Annotated in this window: 15 protein-coding genes and 1 pseudogene; 14 read left to right on the top strand and 2 right to left on the bottom strand. The window is 59.5% G+C overall.

The window, feature by feature from the left end; translation table 11 throughout:
* Positions 1-103 precede the first annotated feature (103 nt).
* The 9 genes from N2599_RS23120 to N2599_RS23080 all read left to right on the top strand — a co-directional run bounded on the left by N2599_RS23120 (position 104) and on the right by N2599_RS23080 (position 13,250).
* Positions 104-1,999: an ABC transporter ATP-binding protein gene (locus N2599_RS23120; RefSeq protein ID WP_027511117.1), complete on the top strand. Its 1,896-nt coding sequence runs from the start codon at positions 104-106 to the stop codon at positions 1,997-1,999.
* A complete protein-coding gene (locus N2599_RS23115) occupies positions 1,993-3,903 on the top strand; it encodes an ABC transporter substrate-binding protein (RefSeq protein ID WP_027511116.1) in 1,911 nt (636 codons plus the stop codon). The genes N2599_RS23120 and N2599_RS23115 overlap by 7 nt, the downstream gene beginning before the upstream one ends.
* 1 nt (position 3,904) lies before the next feature.
* The gene (locus N2599_RS23110; protein ID WP_027511115.1) at positions 3,905-4,903 is read left to right on the top strand and encodes an ABC transporter permease; all 999 of its coding nucleotides are present in this window, start codon (positions 3,905-3,907) and stop codon (positions 4,901-4,903) included.
* The gene (locus N2599_RS23105) at positions 4,903-6,075 is read left to right on the top strand and encodes an ABC transporter permease (RefSeq protein ID WP_027511114.1); all 1,173 of its coding nucleotides are present in this window, start codon (positions 4,903-4,905) and stop codon (positions 6,073-6,075) included. Before N2599_RS23110 ends, N2599_RS23105 begins: the two co-directional genes overlap by 1 nt.
* Positions 6,076-6,168: 93 nt before the next feature.
* Complete coding sequence (locus N2599_RS23100; RefSeq protein WP_027511113.1) at positions 6,169-7,377, top strand: glycosyltransferase family protein; 1,209 nt, start codon at positions 6,169-6,171, stop codon at positions 7,375-7,377.
* Positions 7,378-7,388: 11 nt separating this feature from the next.
* Entirely contained in the window at positions 7,389-8,636 is a 1,248-nt protein-coding gene (locus N2599_RS23095) for a glycosyltransferase family 4 protein (RefSeq protein WP_027511112.1), read from the top strand.
* Positions 8,633-9,766 (top strand): glycosyltransferase family protein, encoded by a 1,134-nt coding sequence (locus N2599_RS23090; RefSeq protein WP_027511111.1) that lies wholly within the window; start codon positions 8,633-8,635, stop codon positions 9,764-9,766. Before N2599_RS23095 ends, N2599_RS23090 begins: the two co-directional genes overlap by 4 nt.
* A 191-nt stretch (positions 9,767-9,957) precedes the next feature.
* Positions 9,958-12,672, top strand: coding sequence for an ABC transporter transmembrane domain-containing protein (locus N2599_RS23085; RefSeq protein WP_027511110.1), 2,715 nt, complete (start codon positions 9,958-9,960; stop codon positions 12,670-12,672).
* A 107-nt stretch (positions 12,673-12,779) separates the two neighbouring features.
* Positions 12,780-13,250: a cyclic nucleotide-binding domain-containing protein gene (locus N2599_RS23080; protein WP_027511109.1), complete on the top strand. Its 471-nt coding sequence runs from the start codon at positions 12,780-12,782 to the stop codon at positions 13,248-13,250.
* 68 nt (positions 13,251-13,318) lie between these two features.
* Here N2599_RS23080 and N2599_RS23075 read toward each other — a convergent pair whose 3' ends face one another.
* Complete coding sequence (locus tag N2599_RS23075) at positions 13,319-14,653, bottom strand: MFS transporter (protein ID WP_027511108.1); 1,335 nt, start codon at positions 14,651-14,653, stop codon at positions 13,319-13,321.
* Positions 14,654-15,025: 372 nt separating this feature from the next.
* On the opposite strand from N2599_RS23075, the gene cyoA reads away from it, so the two are divergent.
* The 5 genes from cyoA to N2599_RS23050 are packed head-to-tail and all read left to right on the top strand — an operon-like array spanning position 15,026 to position 20,075.
* Positions 15,026-16,213, top strand: a complete 1,188-nt coding sequence (gene cyoA / locus N2599_RS23070) for a ubiquinol oxidase subunit II (protein WP_027511107.1) — start codon at positions 15,026-15,028, stop codon at positions 16,211-16,213.
* Positions 16,214-16,258: 45 nt separating this feature from the next.
* The gene (cyoB, locus tag N2599_RS23065; RefSeq protein ID WP_027511106.1) at positions 16,259-18,262 is read left to right on the top strand and encodes a cytochrome o ubiquinol oxidase subunit I; all 2,004 of its coding nucleotides are present in this window, start codon (positions 16,259-16,261) and stop codon (positions 18,260-18,262) included.
* Positions 18,263-18,267: 5 nt separating this feature from the next.
* The gene (gene cyoC, locus N2599_RS23060; RefSeq protein ID WP_027511105.1) at positions 18,268-18,888 is read left to right on the top strand and encodes a cytochrome o ubiquinol oxidase subunit III; all 621 of its coding nucleotides are present in this window, start codon (positions 18,268-18,270) and stop codon (positions 18,886-18,888) included.
* Complete coding sequence (cyoD, locus tag N2599_RS23055) at positions 18,885-19,286, top strand: cytochrome o ubiquinol oxidase subunit IV (RefSeq protein ID WP_027511104.1); 402 nt, start codon at positions 18,885-18,887, stop codon at positions 19,284-19,286. Before cyoC ends, cyoD begins: the two co-directional genes overlap by 4 nt.
* A 48-nt stretch (positions 19,287-19,334) precedes the next feature.
* Positions 19,335-20,075, top strand: a complete 741-nt coding sequence (locus N2599_RS23050; RefSeq protein WP_027511103.1) for an SURF1 family protein — start codon at positions 19,335-19,337, stop codon at positions 20,073-20,075.
* Here N2599_RS23050 and N2599_RS23045 read toward each other — a convergent pair.
* Positions 19,999-21,585 (bottom strand): annotated as a pseudogene (locus tag N2599_RS23045) (PAS domain-containing hybrid sensor histidine kinase/response regulator family protein); the annotation flags it as partial. The gene N2599_RS23050 and the pseudogene N2599_RS23045 overlap by 77 nt on opposite strands.
* Between the last annotated feature and the right edge of the window lie 49 nt (positions 21,586-21,634).

Here is a 21,634-nt window from a genome sequence, read left to right as displayed (position 1 = left end):
ACGCGCGGGTTTCCCATACCCCTGTCATTAACTAGACACCCCGATTGCGGTACGATAGTGTGCCTTAACGGGAACACAAAAGTGACTGGGGAATATCGTTGGTATGGCGTCCGCGTTCGACTTATTGCGTATCGAGAACCTTGACGTTTCATTCTCGGTGTTCGGGGATAAGCTGCGCGTTGTAAAAAATGCCGAACTGCGCGTTCTTCCGGGAAAGGTGACCGCACTGGTCGGTGAATCCGGCTCCGGCAAATCGGTCATCAGCCAGTCGATCATGGGCATCCTGCCGAACGCCGCAAAGGCAAGCGGCCGCATTCTTTTCACCGATCCACTCAATGGCGAGACTACCGATATCTTGCAATTCGGCCGCGACAGCGAGGAAATGCGGGATCTGCGCGGCCAGCGCATGGCAACGATCTTCCAGGAACCGATGACTTCGCTCTCGCCGCTCCACACGATCGGCAACCAGATCAGCGAAGTGCTGCTGATCCACACGGACGCCGATAAGAAGCGAGCGCGCGAAAGAACCGAAGAGATGCTCGGCCTTGTCGGCTTTGCCAATCCGAAACGCACCTACGACATGTATCCATTCGAGCTTTCAGGCGGCATGCGCCAGCGCGCGATGATCGCGATGGCCCTGATCTGCAGGCCGGCGTTGCTGATCGCCGACGAGCCGACGACGGCGCTCGACGTGACCATCCAGGCACAAATTCTCGAGTTGCTGCGCGAGTTGCAGCACAAACTCGGCATGGCCATGCTGCTCATTACCCATGATCTCGGCGTCGTCGCCAATATGGCCGACGAAGTCGTCGTGATCTATCACGGTGAAATCATGGAAGCTGGGCCCGTGAATGCGATATTCCGCAATCCGCAACATCCATACCTCAAGGGCCTGATGGCTGCCGTGCCACATTTCGACATGAAGCCTGGCGAGCGGCTGAAGGCCCTGCGCGATGTGCCGGTCAATCTGGAATCGTTCCTTGGCAAAAAGCAGATGGCGGATACGGACGCCCCGAAGCTTTTGCTTTCGGTCAACAACCTCTCCAAGGCCTTTACGACCCGCAAGCGCAGCCTTTTTGGTAGGGATGAAGCCGCGGTCGTGCGGGCCGTCGACGACGTCAGCTTTGATATCCAGCGGGGCGAATGTCTGGGGCTCGTCGGCGAATCCGGCTGCGGCAAGACCACTGTCAGCAAGATCCTGATGCGCGCGGTCACGCCCGACGGCGGCTCGGTGATCTTCAACGACGGCAAGGACGTGATCGACGTTCTTTCCGTCAAGGGCGACGATCTGCAGGCGCTGCGCACCAAGATCCAGATGGTGTTCCAGGATCCGGTCTCCTCGCTGTCGCCGCGCATGACAGTGCGCAACATCCTGAGCGAGCCGCTGGAAATCCATGACCGCGGAGACGGCGCCGAACGCAAGCGGAAGGTCGAAGCGCTGATGGGCGCGATCGGCCTCGACCGGCGCTACCTGAGCCGCTACCCGCACAGCTTCTCCGGCGGCCAGCGCCAGCGCATCGGCATCGCCCGCGCCCTTGCTCTCGGTCCTAAGCTCATCATCCTCGACGAACCGGTCTCTGCACTCGATGTTTCCGTGCAGGCGCAAATCCTCAATCTGCTGAAGGATCTGCAGAAAGAGCTCGGCCTGACCTACCTCTTCATTTCGCACAATCTCGCGGTTGTCGACTATATGGCCGATCGTATCGCGGTGATGTGCAAGGGCCGCATCGTCGAAATCGCCCCGCGCGAGATCATCTTGCGGGACCCGGTGCATCCCTACACGAAGTCGCTGCTTGCCGCCGTGCCCTTCCCCGATCTCGACCGGCCGCTCGATTTCGAGGCGCTACGCAAGAACGGCGCCGCCGACAAGCAGAACTGGGGCATAACCTTTACCGCTGAACATGACGACGCGTCAGAGCTCGCCTATGCCGATCTCGGCAACGGCCACCTAGTGCGCGCCCGCAAGGGTGCCGATGCAAAGGAACTACGTGCATGGTAAGCCGCCGAACCTTTCTCGGCGGCCTTATCGGCTCAGCCTTCGGACCCTCGATCGCATATGCTGTGGGCGACCGTGATATCGAGCCGGAATTCCTGCGCGACCTTTTGAGGGCAGGCCGTATTCCGCCGATGGTCGAGCGGATCCCGAAGCATCCGCGCATCGTCAACATGAAGGAGGCCGGCCTGACGCCTGGCGTCTACGGCGGTTCGGTGCGTACCATTATCGGCAGCGCCCGTGACATCCGCTACATGACCGTTTACGGCTATTCGCGCCTTGTCGGTTACGACAAGCACCTGCGGTTCCAGCCGGATATCCTCGGCGGCTATACTTCGGAAAATGATGCCGTCTTCACCTTCCACCTGCGCGAAGGCCACAAATGGTCCGACGGCCATCCCTTCACGTCCGACGATTTCCGCTACTGGTGGGAAGACGTCATCCTCGACAAAGCCCTGACGCCCGGCGGCGGCGCGCTCGAACTGCGACCTCACGGCACGCTTCCGCGTTTCGAGGTACTGGACGAATTCACCGTCCGCTACAGTTGGGACAAGCCCAACCCGAATTTCCTGCCGGCGCTCGCCGGCCCGTTGCCGCTCGTCATCTTCGGTCCCGCGCATTACCTCAAGCAGTTCCACAAGAAATACCAGGATGACTTCCGGCTTTCCGCACTCATGCGCGAGAACCGCGCGAAGAAATGGGTCGACCTGCACATCAAGATGTCGCGCGCCTCGCGTCCGGAAAATCCAGAACTGCCGACGCTCGATCCGTGGCGCAACACGACAGCGCCGCCAGCCGACCAATTCATTTTCATCCGCAACCCATTCTTCCATCGCGTCGACGAAAACGGCATGCAACTGCCCTATATTGACCGCTTTGTCGTGAACGTCAGCTCGTCGTCGATCATCGCGGCCAAAGCGGGTGCGGGTGAATCCGACTTGCAGGCGACCGGTATCGACTTCAACGACTATACCTTCCTGAAGGAGGCCGAGAAGCGTTTCCCGGTAAAGGTCAATCTCTGGAAGCAGGCGCGCGGATCGCGGATCGCGCTGCTCCCGAACCTCAATTGCGCCGACGAAACCTGGCGGAAGCTCTTCCGCGACGTTCGCTTCCGCCGGGCGCTGTCGCTTTCGATCGACCGGCACGAAATCAACATGGTGGCCTTCTACGGCCTCGGCAGGCCGAGCGCCGACACCGTCCTGCAGGACAGCCCGCTCTACAAGCAGGAATATGCCGACGCCTTCATCCAGTTCGATCCAAATGAATCCAACCGCCTGCTTGACGAACTCGGCCTTGCAAGGCGTGACGGCGAAGGCTTCCGCCTACTGCCGGACGGACGGCGAGCGGAAATCATCGTTGAAACTGCCGGTGAGAGCACGCTCGATACCGACGTCCTCGAACTCGTGCACGATCATTGGAAGAATATCGGGCTCGCGCTCTACACGCGAACTTCTCAGCGCGACGTCTTCCAGAGCCGCGCCATGAGCGGCGCGATCATGATGTCGACATGGTTCGGCATCGAGAACGGCGTTCCGACCGCCGATATGGCGCCTAACCAGCTCGCGCCAACCGTGGACGACCAGCTGCAATGGCCGATCTGGGGCATGCATTATCTCTCTGCCGGTCAGGAGGGCAGTGCGCCCGACCTGCCTGAGGCAGTCGAGCTCGTCGACCTCCTCAACCAGTGGGGTGCCACTGCCGACTTCCGCGAGCGGGAAGCGATCTGGCATAAGATGCTGTCGATCTATACACAGCAGGTTTTCTCGATCGGACTCATCAACGGCGCCCTGCAGCCGATCCTGCGTTCTGCCAAGATGCAGAATGTGCCGGAGCGGGCGCTCTACGGTTTCGATCCAACCTCCTATCTCGGCATCTACATGCCGGATGCTTTCTGGCTGAAGGAGGCGTGAGGTGCTGAAATATATCCTATGGCGGATTGCCGCGATGGTGCCGACGCTGATCGTGATTTCGGCGCTCGTCTTTACGATCATCGAACTGCCGCCGGGCGATTTCTTCGAAAGCCAGATCGCCGAACTGCGGGCGCAGGGCGAGAGTGCGAACCTGCAGGAAATCGAGGAGCTGCGTCAGCAATACGGCTTCGATAAGCCGACGATCATCCGCTACGTCTACTGGGTCGGCGGCATGCTGCACGGCGATTTCGGCTATTCGTTCGAATACCAGCTGCCGGTTTCGGCAGTAGTCGGCGACCGCCTATGGCTGACGATTCTCGTTTCTTTCACGACGATCCTGCTCACCTGGCTGATTGCTTTTCCGATCGGCATCTATTCCGCCACCCATCAATATAGCTGGAGCGACTACGGACTGACGTTCCTCGGTCTGCTCGGCATCGCCATTCCGAACTTCATGCTGGCGCTGATCTTAATGTATTTCGCCAATATCTGGTTCGGCATCTCGATCGGCCATCTGATGGATCAGAAATACCTCTCCGAGCCTATGAGCTGGGAGAAGGCGCGGTCGATCCTGTCCCATCTCTGGATCCCCGTCATTATCGTCGGCACGGCAGGTACGGCCGGCATGATCCGCCGCCTTCGCGCCAATCTGCTGGATGAGATGCAGAAGCAATATGTAACGACTGCGCGCGCCAAAGGCCTTCATCCAACCCGTGCGCTGATCAAATATCCGCTGCGCATGGCGCTCAACTTCTTCGTCGCCGACATCGGCTCGATCCTGCCGTCGATCATTTCCGGCGCCGAGATCGTCGCCATCGTGCTGTCGCTCGAAACGACCGGCCCGATGCTGATCAAGGCGCTGCAGAGCCAGGATATGTATCTTGCCGGTTCTTTCCTGATGTTCCTTGCCTTCCTGAATGTCATTGGCGTGCTGGTTTCCGATATTGCGCTTGGCTTCCTCGACCCGCGCATCCGTCTGCAAGGCAGGAGCACCAAATAATGTCGCCCTTGCCGCCGCCCGGCGCTCCCTTGCAGCACTACGTCTCGACCGCACCGTTCGATCCGATCGCCACGGAAACGATGACGGCTGCGAATTCGCGCATTCACCTTGCTTCCCAGAAGCAACTGATGTGGTGGAAGTTCAAACAGCACCGTCTGGCGCTGGCTTCCGGCATCTTCCTGCTTGCCATTTATCTGATGATCCTGGTCGTCGAGTTTCTGGCGCCTTACGGCCTGCACACGCGCAATGTCGATTACATCCATTCCCCGCCCCAGCGCGTGCACTTCTTCGACAAGGGCGAGTTCGTCGGTCCCTTCGTCTATGGCCGCGCGATGCAACTCGACCTCGACACGCTGCGTCGGATCTATACCGACAAACCGGACGACGTTCAGCCGATCCGTTTCTTCTGCCGTGGCGATTCCTACAGGTTCTGGGGCTTCGTTCAGTCTAATCTTCATCTTGTCTGCCCGGCAGAAGGCGGCCAGATGTTCCTGTTCGGCACCGACCGTCTCGGGCGCGACGTACTTTCCCGTATCCTCTACGGCGCGCGGATTTCGTTGACGATCGGCCTGCTCGGCATCGCGATCAGCTTTGTGCTCGGCATCGTCATCGGCGGCCTTGCCGGCTATTGGGGCGGCGTCTTCGATCTCATCGTCCAGCGCGTAATCGAGGTGCTGCAGTCGCTGCCGAGCCTGCCGCTCTGGATGGCCCTTGCGGCCATCATGCCGGTGACGTGGAGCCCGATCGTCATCTATTTCGGCATCACCGTCATCCTCGGTATCATCGATTGGACCGGGCTTGCACGTGCGGTGCGTTCCAAGCTTCTGGCACTGCGTGAGGAGGATTACGTGCAAGCTGCCCAGCTCATGGGGGCAAGCACGCCCCGGGTCATCGGGCGGCACCTTGTTCCCGGCTTCATGTCGCATCTGATTGCCTCTGCAACGATTTCGATTCCGGGCATGATCCTTGGCGAAACGGCGCTTTCCTTCCTGGGCCTCGGCCTCCGTCCGCCGATCACCAGTTGGGGCATCTTGCTCACCGAGGCCAAGAGCGTCAGTGTCATCGCCTTTTACCCGTGGCTGCTTTTCCCGATCATTCCGGTGGTTCTTGTCATTTTGGCCTTCAACTTTCTGGGAGATGGGTTGCGCGATGCAGCAGATCCCTACAAATAGCAGCAAGCGCGGCGGAGATATTCCGTTCTGCCATGTCTCGGCCTCCGGAAAATTGGGGGTCTAAGTATGTCGTTCGCCCCGAAGGAACTGCCCATGGCCAGACGCGTGGAAGATGCTCGCATCCTGATGTATAGCCACGACACGTTCGGGCTCGGCCATCTGCGCCGCTGTAGGACAATCGCACATGCGCTGGTCGAGGATTATCGCGGTCTCAATGTGCTGATCATTTCCGGCGCAACGATCGCCGGTGCGTTCGACTACCGGGCGCGCGTCGATTTCGTGAAGATCCCCAGCGTGATCAAACTTCATAACGGCGAATATACGTCGATGGCGAGCCATATCGACCTGCACGAAACGCTGAAGATGCGCGAATCGAGCATCCGCCATACGGCTGAGACCTTCCAACCGGACATCTTCATCGTCGACAAGGAGCCGATGGGACTCAAGGGCGAAGTCGAAGATACGCTTGCTTATCTGAAGGCGCAGGGCACGACATTGGTGCTCGGTCTCCGCGAAATCATGGATGCGCCGCATCTGCTCGACGCCGAGTGGAAGCGAAACGGCATCATGCAGAAGATCGACCAGTATTATGACAGCGTTTGGGTGTACGGGCCGCCCGAGTTCTACGATCCGCTGATCGGCCTCGATGTCCCGAAAAGCGTGCGCCGGAAAATGGACTTCGTCGGCTTCCTGCAGCGCAGCGTTTCGAAAGGAAACACCTCGATCAATGCCCGCAAGGACGACTACATCCTCATCACCACCGGCGGCGGCGGGGATGGCTCCGACCTCGTTCATGACGTGATGAACGCCTATGAGCATGATGCGACGCTTGAGCAAAAAGCACTGGTCGTACTCGGGCCTTATATGCCGGCAGCCGAGCGGTCGAAACTCGTCAGGAAGGGCGAGAAGATTCCCTATATCGAGGTGATCGAGTTCGACAACCATATGGAAGAGCTCATCGTCGGCGCCACGGGCGTCGTTGCCATGGGTGGCTACAACACCTATTGCGAAATCCTTTCCTTCGACAAGCCGGCGCTCATCGTGCCGCGCATCAAGCCGAGGGAAGAGCAGTTGCTGCGCGCCCAGCGCGCCAGCGCCCTCGGCCTGGTGGACATGCTGCTTCCCGATCAGTCGGCTGATCCGACCGTCATGGCCGAGGCGCTGAAGCGGCTGCCGCAACGCCTGCCGCCATCAAAGAGCGGAAGCGATATGCAACTCGAAGGGCTCGATCATATTTCGCAGACAGTCGGCCACTGGCTCGACAATCGCGGCAGCCGTCTTGCCGTCGTCGGCGCAGAGTAAAGAACAAAGCCTTGCCGGAACGCCGCAAGATCCTTGTCGTGCTGAAAGGCTACCCACGCCTTTCCGAAACCTTCATTGCCCAAGAGTTGCTTGGCCTGGAAAAAGCAGGCTTCGACCTGACGCTGATTTCGATGAGGCGGCCGACCGACAAGAAACGCCATCCAGTGCATGACGAGATCAAGGCCCGCGTCGTCTACCTGCCGGAATACTTGCACGAAGAGCCGATGCGCGTACTGAAGGGACTTTTCGCCGGCGTCGGAAAGCCGGGATTCAAGGCGTTGATGAAGCGCTTCCTGGCCGATCTGCCGCGCGATATGTCCCGCAACCGCTTCCGCCGCCTCGGTCAGGCGCTGGTCCTGGCTTGCGAATGGCCGGATAGCGGCCAGTGGCTGCACGCGCATTTCATCCACACACCTGCTTCTGTGACCGAATATGCAAGCATCCTGACGGGCGTGCCCTGGACCGTCTCGGCACATGCGAAAGACATTTGGACGTCGCCCGACTGGGAGTTAAATATCAAACTTGGCAGCGCCCGCTGGGCAGTGACATGCACCAGGAGCGGCTACGAGCATATGCGCAGCCTAACCGACCGGCCGGATGCGGTGCATCTCAGCTATCACGGCCTCGATCTGGCCCGCTTCGGCCATTTCGAAGGCCAACATTCAGGCCGCGACGGCGCCGACCCTGCCCATCCGGTTCTTCTGTTGAGCGTCGGCCGGGCGGTCGAAAAGAAGGGCTACGACGTGCTGCTGTGCGCGCTTGCCCTGCTTCCGAAAAGCCTGCATTGGCGTTTCGAGCATATCGGCGGTGGTGATGAACTTGCCAAGCTGAGAGCTCTCGCTTCAGAGCTCGGGCTTGCCGGCAAGATAAGCTGGAAAGGCGCAATGGCGCAGGAGGAGGTGCTCGGCCATTACCGCCAGGCTGATCTCTTCGCGCTTGCGTGCCGTATCGCATCCAACGGCGATCGGGACGGTTTGCCGAACGTGCTGGTCGAGGCGTCGAGCCAGCGATTGATGTGCCTTTCGACCGATGTTTCAGGCGTTCCTGAACTGCTGACCAACGGTGAGAACGGTCTTGTCGTTCCGCCCGATGATCCGCAGGCGCTCGCTTATGCACTCGAGGCGGCAATCCGTGATCCGGCACTGCGCCGCCGTCTCGGCGATGCGGCGGAAAAACGCGTGCGTGAACATTTCGACTATCATTCCAGCGTAAAGCAGCTAATACGCCTCTTTGAAGAGGAATGGCAAAAACCCTCATGAGTGCAAAACGCATCCTCTTCTACGTCCAGCACCTACTCGGCATCGGCCATATCGCGCGCGCAAGCCGCATTGCGGACGCTTTGGCCAAGGACGGCTTCGATGTGACGATCGTGACCGGCGGCCTGCCGGTTTCCGGTTTTCCCGGCGACGGCGTGAAGACCGTAGCGCTGCCAGCGGTCGTCGCCAGCAATGCAGGCTTTTCTGGCCTTGCGGACGCCGACGGCAATGTCGCCGGCGAGGAGTTTCTCTCGCGACGTCGCGATCTGCTGCTTGCAGCGTTTCAAGAGGCGAAGCCGGACGCCGTCATAATCGAGGCCTTCCCCTTCGGCCGGCGGCAGATGCGTTTCGAGTTGCTGCCGCTGCTCGATATGATCGAAAAGACCGATCCGCGGCCGAAGCTTTTCACCTCCGTGCGCGACATCCTGCAGGAAAACCGCAAGCCAGGGCGCGACGAGGAAACCGTCGACCTGGTGAAGCGCCACTTCGATGCCGTGCTTATTCACGGTGATCCGGATTTCGTGCGGCTCGAAGATACCTTTCGGCTGACAGCTGAAATCGCAGACAAGGTGCATTACACAGGCCTCGTTGCAGCAGCACCAGCGGCCGAGCCAGCGGAAATCTTCGACATCATTGCCTCTGCGGGCGGCGGAGCCGTTGGCCTGGACCTGATCCGCGCGGCCCGCGATGCAGCCGCCATGCTCCCCGAAAGCCATCGCTGGCTGCTCGTTACCGGTCCCAATTTGCCGGAAGCGGACTTTATAGGCCTGAGCCGGAATGCGCCCGCTAACATCAGGCTCACGCGCTTCCGCAAGGACTTTCCTTCCCTGCTGCGCGGCGCGAAGGTCTCGATCTCGCAGGCGGGCTACAATACGATCGGAGACCTGCTGCATGCGGATTGCTGCTCGATCCTCATTCCCTTTGTCGCCGGCGGCGAAACGGAGCAGACTGTGCGGGCCGAGCGCCTGCAGGCGATGGGTCTTGCCACTATTCTTCCGGAGCAAGGATTGACGGCCGAGCATGTGGCCGCGGCGGTCGAAAGCGCGCTTGCAGCGCCGGCCAGAAAGGAAGTCGCGCTCGATCTGACAGGCGCCGGGACAACCGCTTCGATCATCCGATCGATGCTCGGTTGAATCGCTCGCCTATTATGAAAATCCTGTGATATAACTAACCTCTGGCGAGAATCGGCATTCCACATCAATCCGCTTCTCCTTGATCTTCTACGATATCCGGCGGTCCGGTTGCATGAATCTGTTTTCGGCATCTCCCCTTTTGAACGGCCCGATATCGCGGTCCGCCCTTTCCCATCAGGCTGACGATTAGCATGGAAAAAAGCCTCGCCCGCTATATCTGGTCGAACACGCGCCGGCAGCAGCTTTGGATTCTGGCCGTGGTCGCCGTCTCGATGGTCCCTTACTTCCTGTCCTTCGATCTGCCGAAACAGATCGTCAACGGACCGATCCAGGGTGATGGCTTCGAGAATGCGAATGCGAGGCAGACCTTCATGCATATTGCCTACGACATCCCGCTGATCGGGCATGTCGAATTCTTCGAGGGTCTGCAGCTCAACCGGCTGCAGACGCTGATGGCGCTGAGCCTCGTCTTCCTGGCACTGGTGGTGCTGAACGGCCTCTTCAAGTTCTATATCAACACCTATAAGGGCCGCCTCGGCGAACGGATGCTGCGGCGTATCCGGTTTCAATTGATCGACCGGGTGCTGCGTTTCCCGCCCGTTCATTTCAAGCGCGTGAAATCTGCTGAAATTGCCACGATGATCAAGGACGAGGTGGAGCCGATGGGCGGCTTCACGGGTGATGCTTTTGTCTCGCCTGCCCTTCTCGGCGGCCAGGCGCTGACGGCGCTTGCCTTCATCATTGTCCAGAATTTCTGGCTCGGCATGATTGCAGCAGCAATCGTCGGCGTGCAGGCGGTCATCATTCCGCGTATGAGAAAACGGCTGCTCGAGCTCGGCCGCCAGCGCCAGTTGACGGCCCGCGAGCTTTCCGGCCGCGTCGGCGAGATTGTCGAGGGGATCGGTACGATCCACGGCAATGACACCTCGAACCTGGAACGTGCTGACATCGCTACGCGTCTCGGCCTGATCTTTTCAATTCGTTACGACCTTTACCAGTGGAAATTCCTGGTGAAGTTCCTGAACAACTTCCTGGCTCAGGTGACCCCCTTCCTCTTCTACGCGATCGGCGGCTATCTGGCGCTGCAGGGGCGCCTTGACATAGGCCAGCTCGTCGCCGTCATCAGCGCCTACAAGGATCTTCCAGGACCATTGAAGGAATTGATCGACTGGGATCAGATGCGCCAGGACGTTCAGGTGAAGTATCAGCAGGTCTATGAACAGTTCAATGTCGAGCCCCTCATCGACAGCCGGATCCAGGAAATCCCGGCAGAAGCAGTCGGCCCACTGACGGCGGCACTCGTCGTCAGTAACCTCGCCGTCAGCGACGATAGCGGCGCGCGTCTGGTCGATCGCGTCTCGGTTGAGATCAGGCCGAACGAGACGGTGGCGATCGTCGGGCCGAACGGCAGCGGTGCGGAGGCTTTCGCAGAAGCGCTCGGCCGCATCGTCTGGCCCGACTCGGGCCGTATCAGCATCGACGGCCGCGACCTTCTGGAACTACCGGAATCGATTACCGGCCGCCGCATTTCCTACGCTTCCGCCGATACTTATTTTTTCCACGGCACGTTGCGTGACAACCTGCTCTACGGCCTCAAGCACGCGCCGCTGACCGATCCGGGCTACGAAGGCGAGGCCGCCCAGGACTTCAAATGGCATGCCGCCGAGGCGCTGAAGGCCGGCAACCCGACGCTCGACCTCAACAGCGACTGGGTGGATTACAACGCCGCCGGCGCGACCGGCCCGGACGATCTGCTGACGGCGATCCGGCCGGTGCTCGATGCCGTGTTGATTTCGCACGACATACTTGACCTTGCTCTCCGCTCGACGGTCGATACAAGCGTGCACGTTGCTCTTGCAGGTCGCATCGTTGATCTGCGCCGGTCGCTGCGCGAACGCATGAAGGACGAGAACCTCGATGCCGTTGTCGTGCCCTTTGACTTCGACAACTACAATCCCCAGGCAACGGTCGGTGAAAACCTGCTTTTCGGCACGATGAAACGGCCGATGATGAACAACCGCAGGCTTGCGGCACACCCGTATTTCCAGCAGCTTTTCCGCGATACCGGCCTCAGCAACGACCTCTATGCGATGGGTCTGGAAATCGCCGAAAACGCCGTCGAACTCTTCCACGATCTGCCGCCGGACCACCCCTTCTTCCAGCAACTGACCTTCATGACGGCGGATGATATTCCGACCTATCAGGCATTGCTGCAGAAATTGCAGAGCCGCAGGTTCGAGGATGCGACTATCGACGAGCGGTCGATGATCATCCGGCTGAGCTTTGCCTATATCGAGCCGCGCCACCGCTTCGGCTTGCTGAGCGATGAACTGATGGCGAAGATCGTGGGCGCCCGCAAGCAATTTCACGAGAATATACCGGACGATCTGGCAGCTCTCATCGAGCGCTACGATCCCGAGCGCTTCACCTCATCCGCGTCGCTGATGGACAATGTGCTGTTCGGCCGCATCGCCTATCAACAGGCGGACGCGTCCGATCGTATTCGTACCATCATGAGCGAACTCTTCGACACACTTGATCTTTTCGACGACGTGTTGTCGATCGGACTTGAATTCGATGTCGGCTCCGGCGGCAAACGATTGACCATGGTCCAGCGGCAAAAACTCAACCTTGCCCGTGCGCTTTTGAAACGTTCTGATTACTTCATCTTCAACCGGCCGCTTCCCGCGCTCGATCAGCGTGTGCAGGATCAGATCATCCGCAATGTCGTTCAAGGTCTACACGAGGAAGGTAAACGTCCAGCGATTATCTGGGTGCTTTCAAACGCAAGACTTGCAGAAATCTTCGATCGGATTCTGCTTTTTAATCGCGGTGATTTAGTGGAAGCTGGGAACTATCCGGAACTTTCCGAGAAAAACGGTATGTTCAAGGAACTGTTATCGTAATATTCTATTAGGGCGGCAGAGACGGCATTCTTGCGAGGGAATGTCAGTAGAGTTTTTTAAAGCGCGTTCTCCTTCGGCGAGGAGAAGCGGCAGGGGGTGAGACGCTCATGCTGTTGAGAGATGAAGTCGAAATGCTACGGCGGGTGCCGATCTTCGCAAGGGTCGCCCCGGCGAAACTCAAGCTTTTGGCCTTCACCTCCGACCGGATGACCTACAAGGCCGGTCAGGACCTTTTCCACCAAGGCGATCCGGGCGACGCGGCCTATGTCGTGCTTTCCGGAACCGCCGATATTCTGGTGAATTCGCCTGCGGGCGACATAAAGGTCGCCGATGTCGAGGTTAATTCCATCGTCGGCGAAATCGCCATTCTCTGTGACGTGTCGCGTACCGCAACCGTCCGTGCCACCTCCGCGCTCGAAGTGCTTCGCATCAGCAAGGAACATTTCCTGAAGCTTCTCAGCGATTTTCCCGAAATCGCCGTCGAGATCATGCGCGTCCTTGCCGACCGCCTGAACCATACGACCGCGGAACTGACGGCAGCACGTGCTGCAAAAAAGCCGCAGGCAGCCCTTCAGTAATTTCGGCGAATCCGGACGTGAAAAGCCCGTACGGCGGACAGCCGGCGGGCTTCATGCTTCAGTCGTCGCTATTCGCGCTGCTCCAGCGCCTTGCTGAAGGCAAGCGCGGCAAGCGTGCAGATGGCGCCTGAAAGCAGGTAATAGCCGACAAAAGGCAGGCCGAAGCGGCTGGACAGGCCAAGCGCAACGAGCGGCGCAAAACCTGCACCCACCAGCCACGCGAGATCCGACGTGAAGGCTGCGCCCGTGTAGCGGTAGCCGCGGCCGAATCGCGAAGAGATCGAACCGGTCGCCTGTCCGAACGAAAGGCCAAGCACACCGAAGCCGATGATGACGAAAGCATCCTGACCAGTGTCGCCGGCGGCAATCAGCATCGGGCCGATGAACGAGAAGATCGCAATCAGCACGGCGCAGACGGCAAGCTGACCGCGGCGGCCGATGCGATCGGCAATCAGGCCCGAGGCGATGATCGCGACGATGCCGACCATGGCACCGATGATCTGCACGACCAGGAAAGTGCCGAGCGGTTGACTGCCGTAGAGGCTCATCCAGCCAAGCGGAAAAATGGTAACGAGATGGAACATCGCAAAGCTTGCGAGAGGCACGAAGGCGCCGATCAGGATATCGCGGCCGTGGATGCGGAGGACATCGAGAATTGGCGCGGCTTCCAATTCATGCTGCTCCAGAAGCGTGCCGAACTCCTTGGTCATGACGAGACGCAGGCGGGCAAAGAGCGCCACGACGTTGATCGCGAACGCGACGAAGAACGGGTAGCGCCAGCCCCAAGAGAGGAAATCATCGTTTGAAAGATTGGCAACGAAGAAGCCGAAGAGGGTGCTCGCCAGGGCAAAGCCGATCGGCGCGCCGAGCTGCGGGATCATCGCATACCAGCCGCGGTGCCGTTCCGGTGCATTGAGCGCCAGCAGCGAAGCAAGCCCATCCCAGGCGCCGCCGAGGGCGAAGCCCTGCCCAAGGCGAAAGAGCGCAAGCAGCGCGATCGACCAGTAGCCGATTTGGCTATAACCGGGCAGGAAGGCTATCGAGGCTGTCGAGCCGCCAAGCAGGAAGAGCGCGATCGTCAGTTTTGTGCCGCGGCCGTAAAGGCGGTCGACCGTCATGAAGACAACGGAGCCGACAGGGCGGGCGAGAAAAGCCAGCGAAAAGATCGCGAAAGAATAAAGCGTGGCGGTCAGCCGGTCCGGCGCGAAGGGAAAGACAAGCTGCGGGAAGACGAGAACCGAGGCCAGGCCGTAAACGAAGAAATCGAAAAATTCCGACATGCGCCCGATGACGACACCGATCGCGATGCTGCCCGGCGAGACCGGCTTATCGTCATGAATTCTGCGGGCGTCGCGTTCCAGTGTGCGCGATGACGGTCCGTAGTGTACTTGTGTTTCAGCCATTTAACGCCTCCCTCGTTGAAGTGCTTGTACGAAGCGCCTCAAGACGATCTTGATCAAACCTGCCGGGTTATCAAGTCCGCGTGGCGTAAATAGTTCATCATCCATTTCCAAAATTGCAATGCAGGTCGCAAAATGCATGAGGGACGGCTGGCGGAAACTGGCCAACGCTGCTTTTGCGGATATATAGGCCGGGAAACATTTTATCGCCGATCAAAATCCTTACTGAATTAATCAGGATTTCAGGAAGGCCGTAAAAAAGCGATATCCTGCCGCACCGCGGCATATTTGCTGCACTGCGACCAAACACCTCATGTCACCATGCCGTTCCGTGCTTTAGTCGCGGTTCGGACGAAACAACAAGAGCTTAGAGACGTGCAAAAACTGATGAAGTTTTCCCGCCTTCTATTCGTATTGCCGCTATTCATGCTGGCAGGGTGCAATCTGGTGGTGATGTCGCCTTCGGGCGACATCGCCAATCAACAGGCGGACCTCATCATGGTCTCGACCTTCCTGATGCTGCTGATCATCGTGCCCGTCTTGTTCTTGACACTCTTCTTCGCCTGGCGGTACCGGCGCTCGAACACCGCGGCAACCTATGATCCGGAATGGCATCACTCAACCCGCCTCGAAGTCGTGATCTGGTCGGCGCCGCTTGCTATCATCATCGCGCTCGGCGCAATCACCTGGATCAGCACCCACAAGCTCGACCCTTATCGCGTGCTGGATCGGCTGGACGCAGAACGTGCGATTCCTGCCGACGCGAAGCCGCTGACTGTCGAAGTCGTAGCGCTCGATTGGAAATGGCTGTTTTTCTATCCGGATCTCGGCATTGCGACCGTCAACGAATTGGCCGCCCCTGTCGACGTGCCGATCAATTTCAAGATCACCGCCTCTTCGGTGATGAACTCCTTCTATATCCCGGCGCTCGCCGGCCAGATCTACGCCATGCCGGGCATGCAGACGAGGTTGCACGCGGTCATCAACAAGGAAGGCGAGTACGAGGGCTTTTCCGCCAATTACAGCGGCGATGGCTTCTCGCACATGCGCTTCAGGTTTCACGGCCTCAACCAGCAGGGCTTCGACGATTGGGTCACCCGCGTCAAATCCCAAGGTACGGCGTTGAACCGCGATGCCTACCTGAAGCTTGAAAAGCCGAGCGAACGCGAGCCGGTGCGCTATTACTCCAGCGCCGAGGCCGGCCTCTACGAGGCGATCCTCAACATGTGCGCGACACCCGGAAAGATGTGCATGAACGAGATGATGCATATCGACATGATGGGCGGCGGCGGCAGGGAAAGCGCCGAAAACCGCGAGCGGCTGGAATATGACAACCGTCATGCCGAACAGGGTGAACGCGCCAACGCCCCGACCTTCCCGGCAACCGGCACGCCGGCTTTCAGCGACGAGGCGCCGAAGGGCACGGAAAACAGCGGCCAGCAGCCCGGCGCCCAACCGCAGCAGGGCGGGCAGACCATGCCCGGAATGCAGCACGACGGCCATTCGATGCCGGACATGAACCACGGCAGCGGCAATCCGGCTCAGCCGGGCAACAACAATTAAACCTAGCGCTTTGCGTCGCTAAGACACCAATGAACGGGTTAATCCATGTTTTCCAATCCTGACCTCCTGAAGTTCATCTTCGGCCGGTTGACGCTTGAAGCGATCCCCTATCACGAGCCGATCCTCGTCGCGACTTTCATCGCCGTGGTGATCGGTGGTCTGGCCGTGCTTGGCCTCATCACCTATTTCAAGTTCTGGGGTCCGTTGTGGCACGACTGGATCACTAGCGTCGATCACAAGAAGATCGGCATCATGTATGTCATCCTCGCCGTCATCATGCTGCTGCGCGGCTTCTCGGACGCGATCATGATGCGCATCCAGCAGGCGATCGCCTTCAACGGATCGGAAGGCTACCTGCCGCCGCACCATTATGACCAGATCTTCACCGCCCACGGCGTGATCATGATCTTCTTCGTGGCCATGCCCTTCGTCACGGGCCTGATGAACTTCGTGGTGCCTATGCAGATCGGCGCCCGTGACGTCTCCTTCCCGTTCCTCAACAACTTCTCCTTCTGGATGACGACGGCCGGCGCCATCATCATCATGCTGTCGCTCTTCATCGGCGAGTTCGCGCGCACCGGTTGGCTTGCCTACCCGCCGCTTTCAGGCGCCGACTACAGTCCCGGAGTCGGCGTCGATTACTACATCTGGGGCCTGCAGGTCGCAGGTGTGGGAACGACACTGTCGGGCATCAATCTGATCGCCACCATCGTCAAGATGCGCGCGCCCGGTATGACCATGATGAAGCTCCCCGTCTTCACCTGGACCTCGCTCTGCACCAACGTCTTGATCGTCGCCACCTTTCCGATCCTGACGGCAACGCTCGCGCTCTTGTCGCTCGACCGCTACGCCGGAACGAACTTCTTCACGAACGACCTCGGCGGCAATCCGATGATGTATGTCAACCTCATCTGGATCTGGGGTCATCCTGAGGTCTATATCCTCGTGCTGCCGGCCTTCGGCATCTTCTCGGAAGTCGTCGCCACCTTCTGCGGCAAGCGCCTCTTCGGCTATGCCTCTATGGTCTACGCAACGGTGGTCATCACCATCCTTTCCTATATCGTCTGGCTCCACCACTTCTTCACCATGGGTTCCGGCGCCAGCGTCAACTCCTTCTTCGGCATAACGACGATGATCATCTCGATCCCCACCGGAGCGAAGATGTTCAACTGGCTCTTCACCATGTATCGCGGCCGCATTCGTTATGAGGTGCCGATGCTTTGGACCGTCGGCTTCATGGTGACCTTCGTCATCGGCGGTATGACGGGCGTGCTGCTCGCCGTTCCGCCTGCGGACTTCGTGCTGCACAACTCGCTCTTCCTGATCGCCCACTTCCACAATGTGATCATCGGCGGCGTGCTGTTCGGCCTGCTTGCCGGCGTCAACTACTGGTTCCCGAAGGCCTTCGGCTTCAAGCTCGATGCCTTCTGGGGTAAGGTGAGCTTCTGGTTCTGGCTGACCGGCTTCTACTTCGCGTTCATGCCGCTCTATGTGCTCGGCCTGATGGGCGTCACCCGCCGTGTCTCGCAATTCGAGGATCCGTCGCTGCAGATCTGGTTCATCATTGCGGCCTTCGGTGCTTTCCTGATCGCGCTCGGCATCCTGGCGTTCCTCGTTCAGCTCGTCGTCAGCTTCATGAAGCGTGAGGCGCTCGCCGACCATACAGGTGATCCATGGGATGGCCGCACACTGGAGTGGTCGACTTCCTCGCCGCCGCCGGATTACAATTTCGCCTTCACGCCGGTCGTGCACGATCATGACAGCTGGTACGACATGAAGAACCGCGGCTACGAACGGCCCCTTGAAGGCTTCAAGCCGATCCACATGCCGAAAAACACCGGCACCGGCGCGATCCTTTCGGCCATCAGCGTGGCTCTCGCCTTCGGCCTCATCTGGTATATATGGTGGCTCGTCGTGCTCTCCGCTGTGGGGCTGCTCGTCGTCACGATCGCCCATACCTTCAACTATAGGCGCGACTTCTACATCCCGGTGGAAGACGTCCGCAAAACGGAAGGCAAGCGGACCGAACTGCTTGCGGCACAGGTGTGATGACCATGAGCGATCATACCATCGACACGGCCGAAAAGCCTGAATTCTATCTGACCGAGGAACATCATCCGGAAGGCAGCACGAATCTCGGCTTCTGGCTCTACCTGATGAGCGACTGCCTGATCTTCGCGGTGCTGTTTGCGACTTACGGTGTTGTCGGCCGCAATTATGCGGCCGGGCCCTCCCCGAAAGACCTCTTCGACCTGCCGCTCGTCGCCGTCAACACGTCGATGCTGCTCTTTTCTTCCATCACCTATGGCTTTGCGATGCTGCAGATGGAAAAAAACAGCAAACCCGGCACGCTGATTTGGCTGGCGGTGACCGGCCTCTTCGGCGCGGCCTTCATCGGCCTTGAACTCTACGAGTTCATCCACTTGATCAACGAGGGCGCAGGCCCATCGCGCAGCGCCTTCCTTTCGGCCTTCTTTACGCTGGTCGGAACGCATGGGCTGCACGTCACGTCCGGCATCATTTGGATGGCGACACTGATGGTGCAGGTTTCGATGCACGGCCTGATCGAGGCCAACCGCCGCCGCCTCATGTGCCTTTCGATGTTCTGGCACTTCCTCGACGTCGTCTGGATCGGCGTCTTTTCCTTCGTCTATCTGATGGGAGTTCTCGGATGATTTCGCAAGCACCCGCGCATGAGGACGCGCACGAAGCCCATCATGGCCACAGCCACGGGCACGGGGCGGGCCATGGCTCGCTAAAGAGCTACACGATCGGCTTCGTCCTCTCGGTCATCTTGACCGCGATCCCCTTCTGGCTTGTCATGGCCGGCGTCTTCGAAAGCCCGGCGGTGACGGCCACGCTCGTGATGGCCCTCGGCGCCGTACAGATCGTCGTTCACATGATCTGCTTCCTGCACATGAACACCCGCTCGGAGGGCGGCTGGACGATGATGGCGCTGATCTTCACCATCGTGATCGTGGCGATCGCGCTTTCCGGCTCGCTCTGGGTCATGCATCATCTGAATACCAATATGATGCCGATGAGCCCGGAAGTGATGAAGAACATGCCCTAGTGGGCATCGAGCGGGCGGCGGCAGGCCGCCCGCTCCGGTTTTGCAGCCATGTCAAACAGCTCTCCTGAACCGAAAGACCGGCGCCGCTCGGCGGTCAAGCTGGCAATGCTCTGCAGCCTAATGCTTCTGTCGATTGCGGGCTTTGTTGCGCTCGGCGTCTGGCAGGTGGAGCGGTTATCCTGGAAACTCGATCTCATTGCTCGGGTCGATCAACGGGTAAAAGCCGAACCGGTTCCGGCGCCGCTCGGCAGATCAGTCAACGCCGCCGATGACGAATACCGCCGCGTAACGACGACCGGCACACTGCAGAACGGTAAGGAGACGCTGGTCTATGCCTCGACTGAGCTGGGGCCGGGCTATTGGGTGATGACACCGCTGTCGCTTCCAGATGGCAAGGCGATCCTGATCAACCGTGGCTTCGTGCCGGTCGACAAGCGCAATCCTGAAACCCGGCAGTCCGGCCAACTCTCCGGTCCGGTCACGATCACCGGGCTGATACGGATGACGGAGCCGAAAGGCTCGCTGCTGCAGTCGAACGACCCGGCCTCGGGCCGCTGGTATTCCCGCGATGTCGCGGCGATCGCGGTGGAAAAGGGCGTCACAAACGCCGCCCCTTATTTCATCGATACAGATGCGACGCCAAACCCAGGCGGCTTACCGGTCGGCGGATTGACGCGTATCGTCTTTCCGAACAACCACCTCGTCTACGCGATCACATGGTTTGGATTGGCGCTGATGGTGGCAGGTTTGCTGGGATACGTGATCCGCGGCGAGATTCGAACGCGGTAGTCGCGGCAATCGTCCGGCTGATTGCCTCGGCAAGTTGCGCTTGCGAAAAGGGCTTGCCGAGGCGCGGCAGGTCGATGAGGCCGCCGCCGGGTGGAATGTCTGCATAGCCCGTGGCAAGGATGATCGGCATTTGCGGCCAATCACGGCGGATCGCCTCCGCAAGCTCTGCACCGGTCATCCGCGGCATGGCGTGGTCGGAAATGACGAGGTCGACCTGTTCAGCGGCAAGGATGGCCAGCGCATCGGCACCCGATGCCGCCTCGATGACTTCATAGCCGAGATCTTCCAGCATCAGAACGGTGTTCATGAGCACGAGACTGTCATCGTCGACGGCCAGGATGCGCAGCGAATGCGGAAGGTCGCGATGATCAGCCGCTTGCTCCGGATGTTCTGCTGGTGCAACGTCCTGCTCCGGGATCGCAGGGAACCAAAGTTCGGCGACTGTGCCTTCGCCGATACGGCTCTTCAACACGAGTTTGCCGCCTGATTGCGCCGCGAGCCCCTGAACCATCGGCAGGCCGAGACCAGTGCCCTTCCCGAAACCTTTCGTCGTGAAGAAGGGTGTCGTCGCCTGTTCAAGCGTCTTTTCGTCCATGCCCTCTCCGCGGTCAGTGACCGAAATACACAGGTAGGTACCGGGCGCAACAGCCCCGTTCCCGTCACCCATCGCCCGCTCTTCCGCCCTCACGGTGATCTTCCCGCCGCCCGGCATTGCGTCACGTGCATTCACAATCAGGTTGAGGATGGCTGTTTCGAGCTGGTTGGGATCGGTGGCAATTGCCGGAAGATCCCGTGGCACTTCGGTTTCCAGCATGGTCAGCGGCCCGACCAAACGTTGCAGCATGTCGGCCATTCCGTCCATGAGCATGGCAATGTCGATCGTCTTGACCGCCAGTTCCTGGCGCCGGGAAAAGGCGAGCATGCGCTGCGTCAGTGCCGCACCGCGCTGCGCACCCTGAATGGCATTTTCCACGAGGCGCATCAGCTCCGGTTGTTCAGGCATCCGCTTCTTCAAAATCTCCAGGCTCCCGAGAACGGCCATCAGAAGATTGTTGAAGTCGTGGGCGATGCCACCGGTGAGCTGGCCGATCGCCTCCATTTTCTGCGCCTGGAAAAGCTCTTCGCGTGCCTGATCGAGGGCATACTGGATTTCGCGCTTCTCGGTCATATCGCGTGTGATCTTCGCAAAACCAATCACCTCACCGCAGTCGTCCCTGATCGCATCAAGGACCACGCACGCCCAGAAACGGCTGCCGTCCTTGCGCACCCGCCAGCCCTCCTTCTCGAATCGGCCATCGCGGCGGGCAACGTCAAGAGCATGTTCCGGCTCACCGGCAGCACGATCCTCCTCGGTGTAGAAATTCGAGAAGTGCCCGCCAATGATCTCTTCCTGCGAATATCCTTTGAGGCGTTGCGCACCGGCATTCCAGGTCGCGACACGGCCCTCCGGACTGAGCATATAGATGGCGTAGTCGGTGATGGCATCGACAAGTAATCGCAAGCGGCCCTCGTCCGTGAGAGACGCATCATATCGATCGGCGAGTTCCATAGGGCCCCCA

Source organism: Rhizobium sullae, assembly GCF_025200715.1.
Classification (GTDB): domain Bacteria; phylum Pseudomonadota; class Alphaproteobacteria; order Rhizobiales; family Rhizobiaceae; genus Rhizobium; species Rhizobium sullae.
Note: the sequence above shows the minus strand (reverse complement) of the source record. Positions and strands in the feature narration are given on the sequence as shown.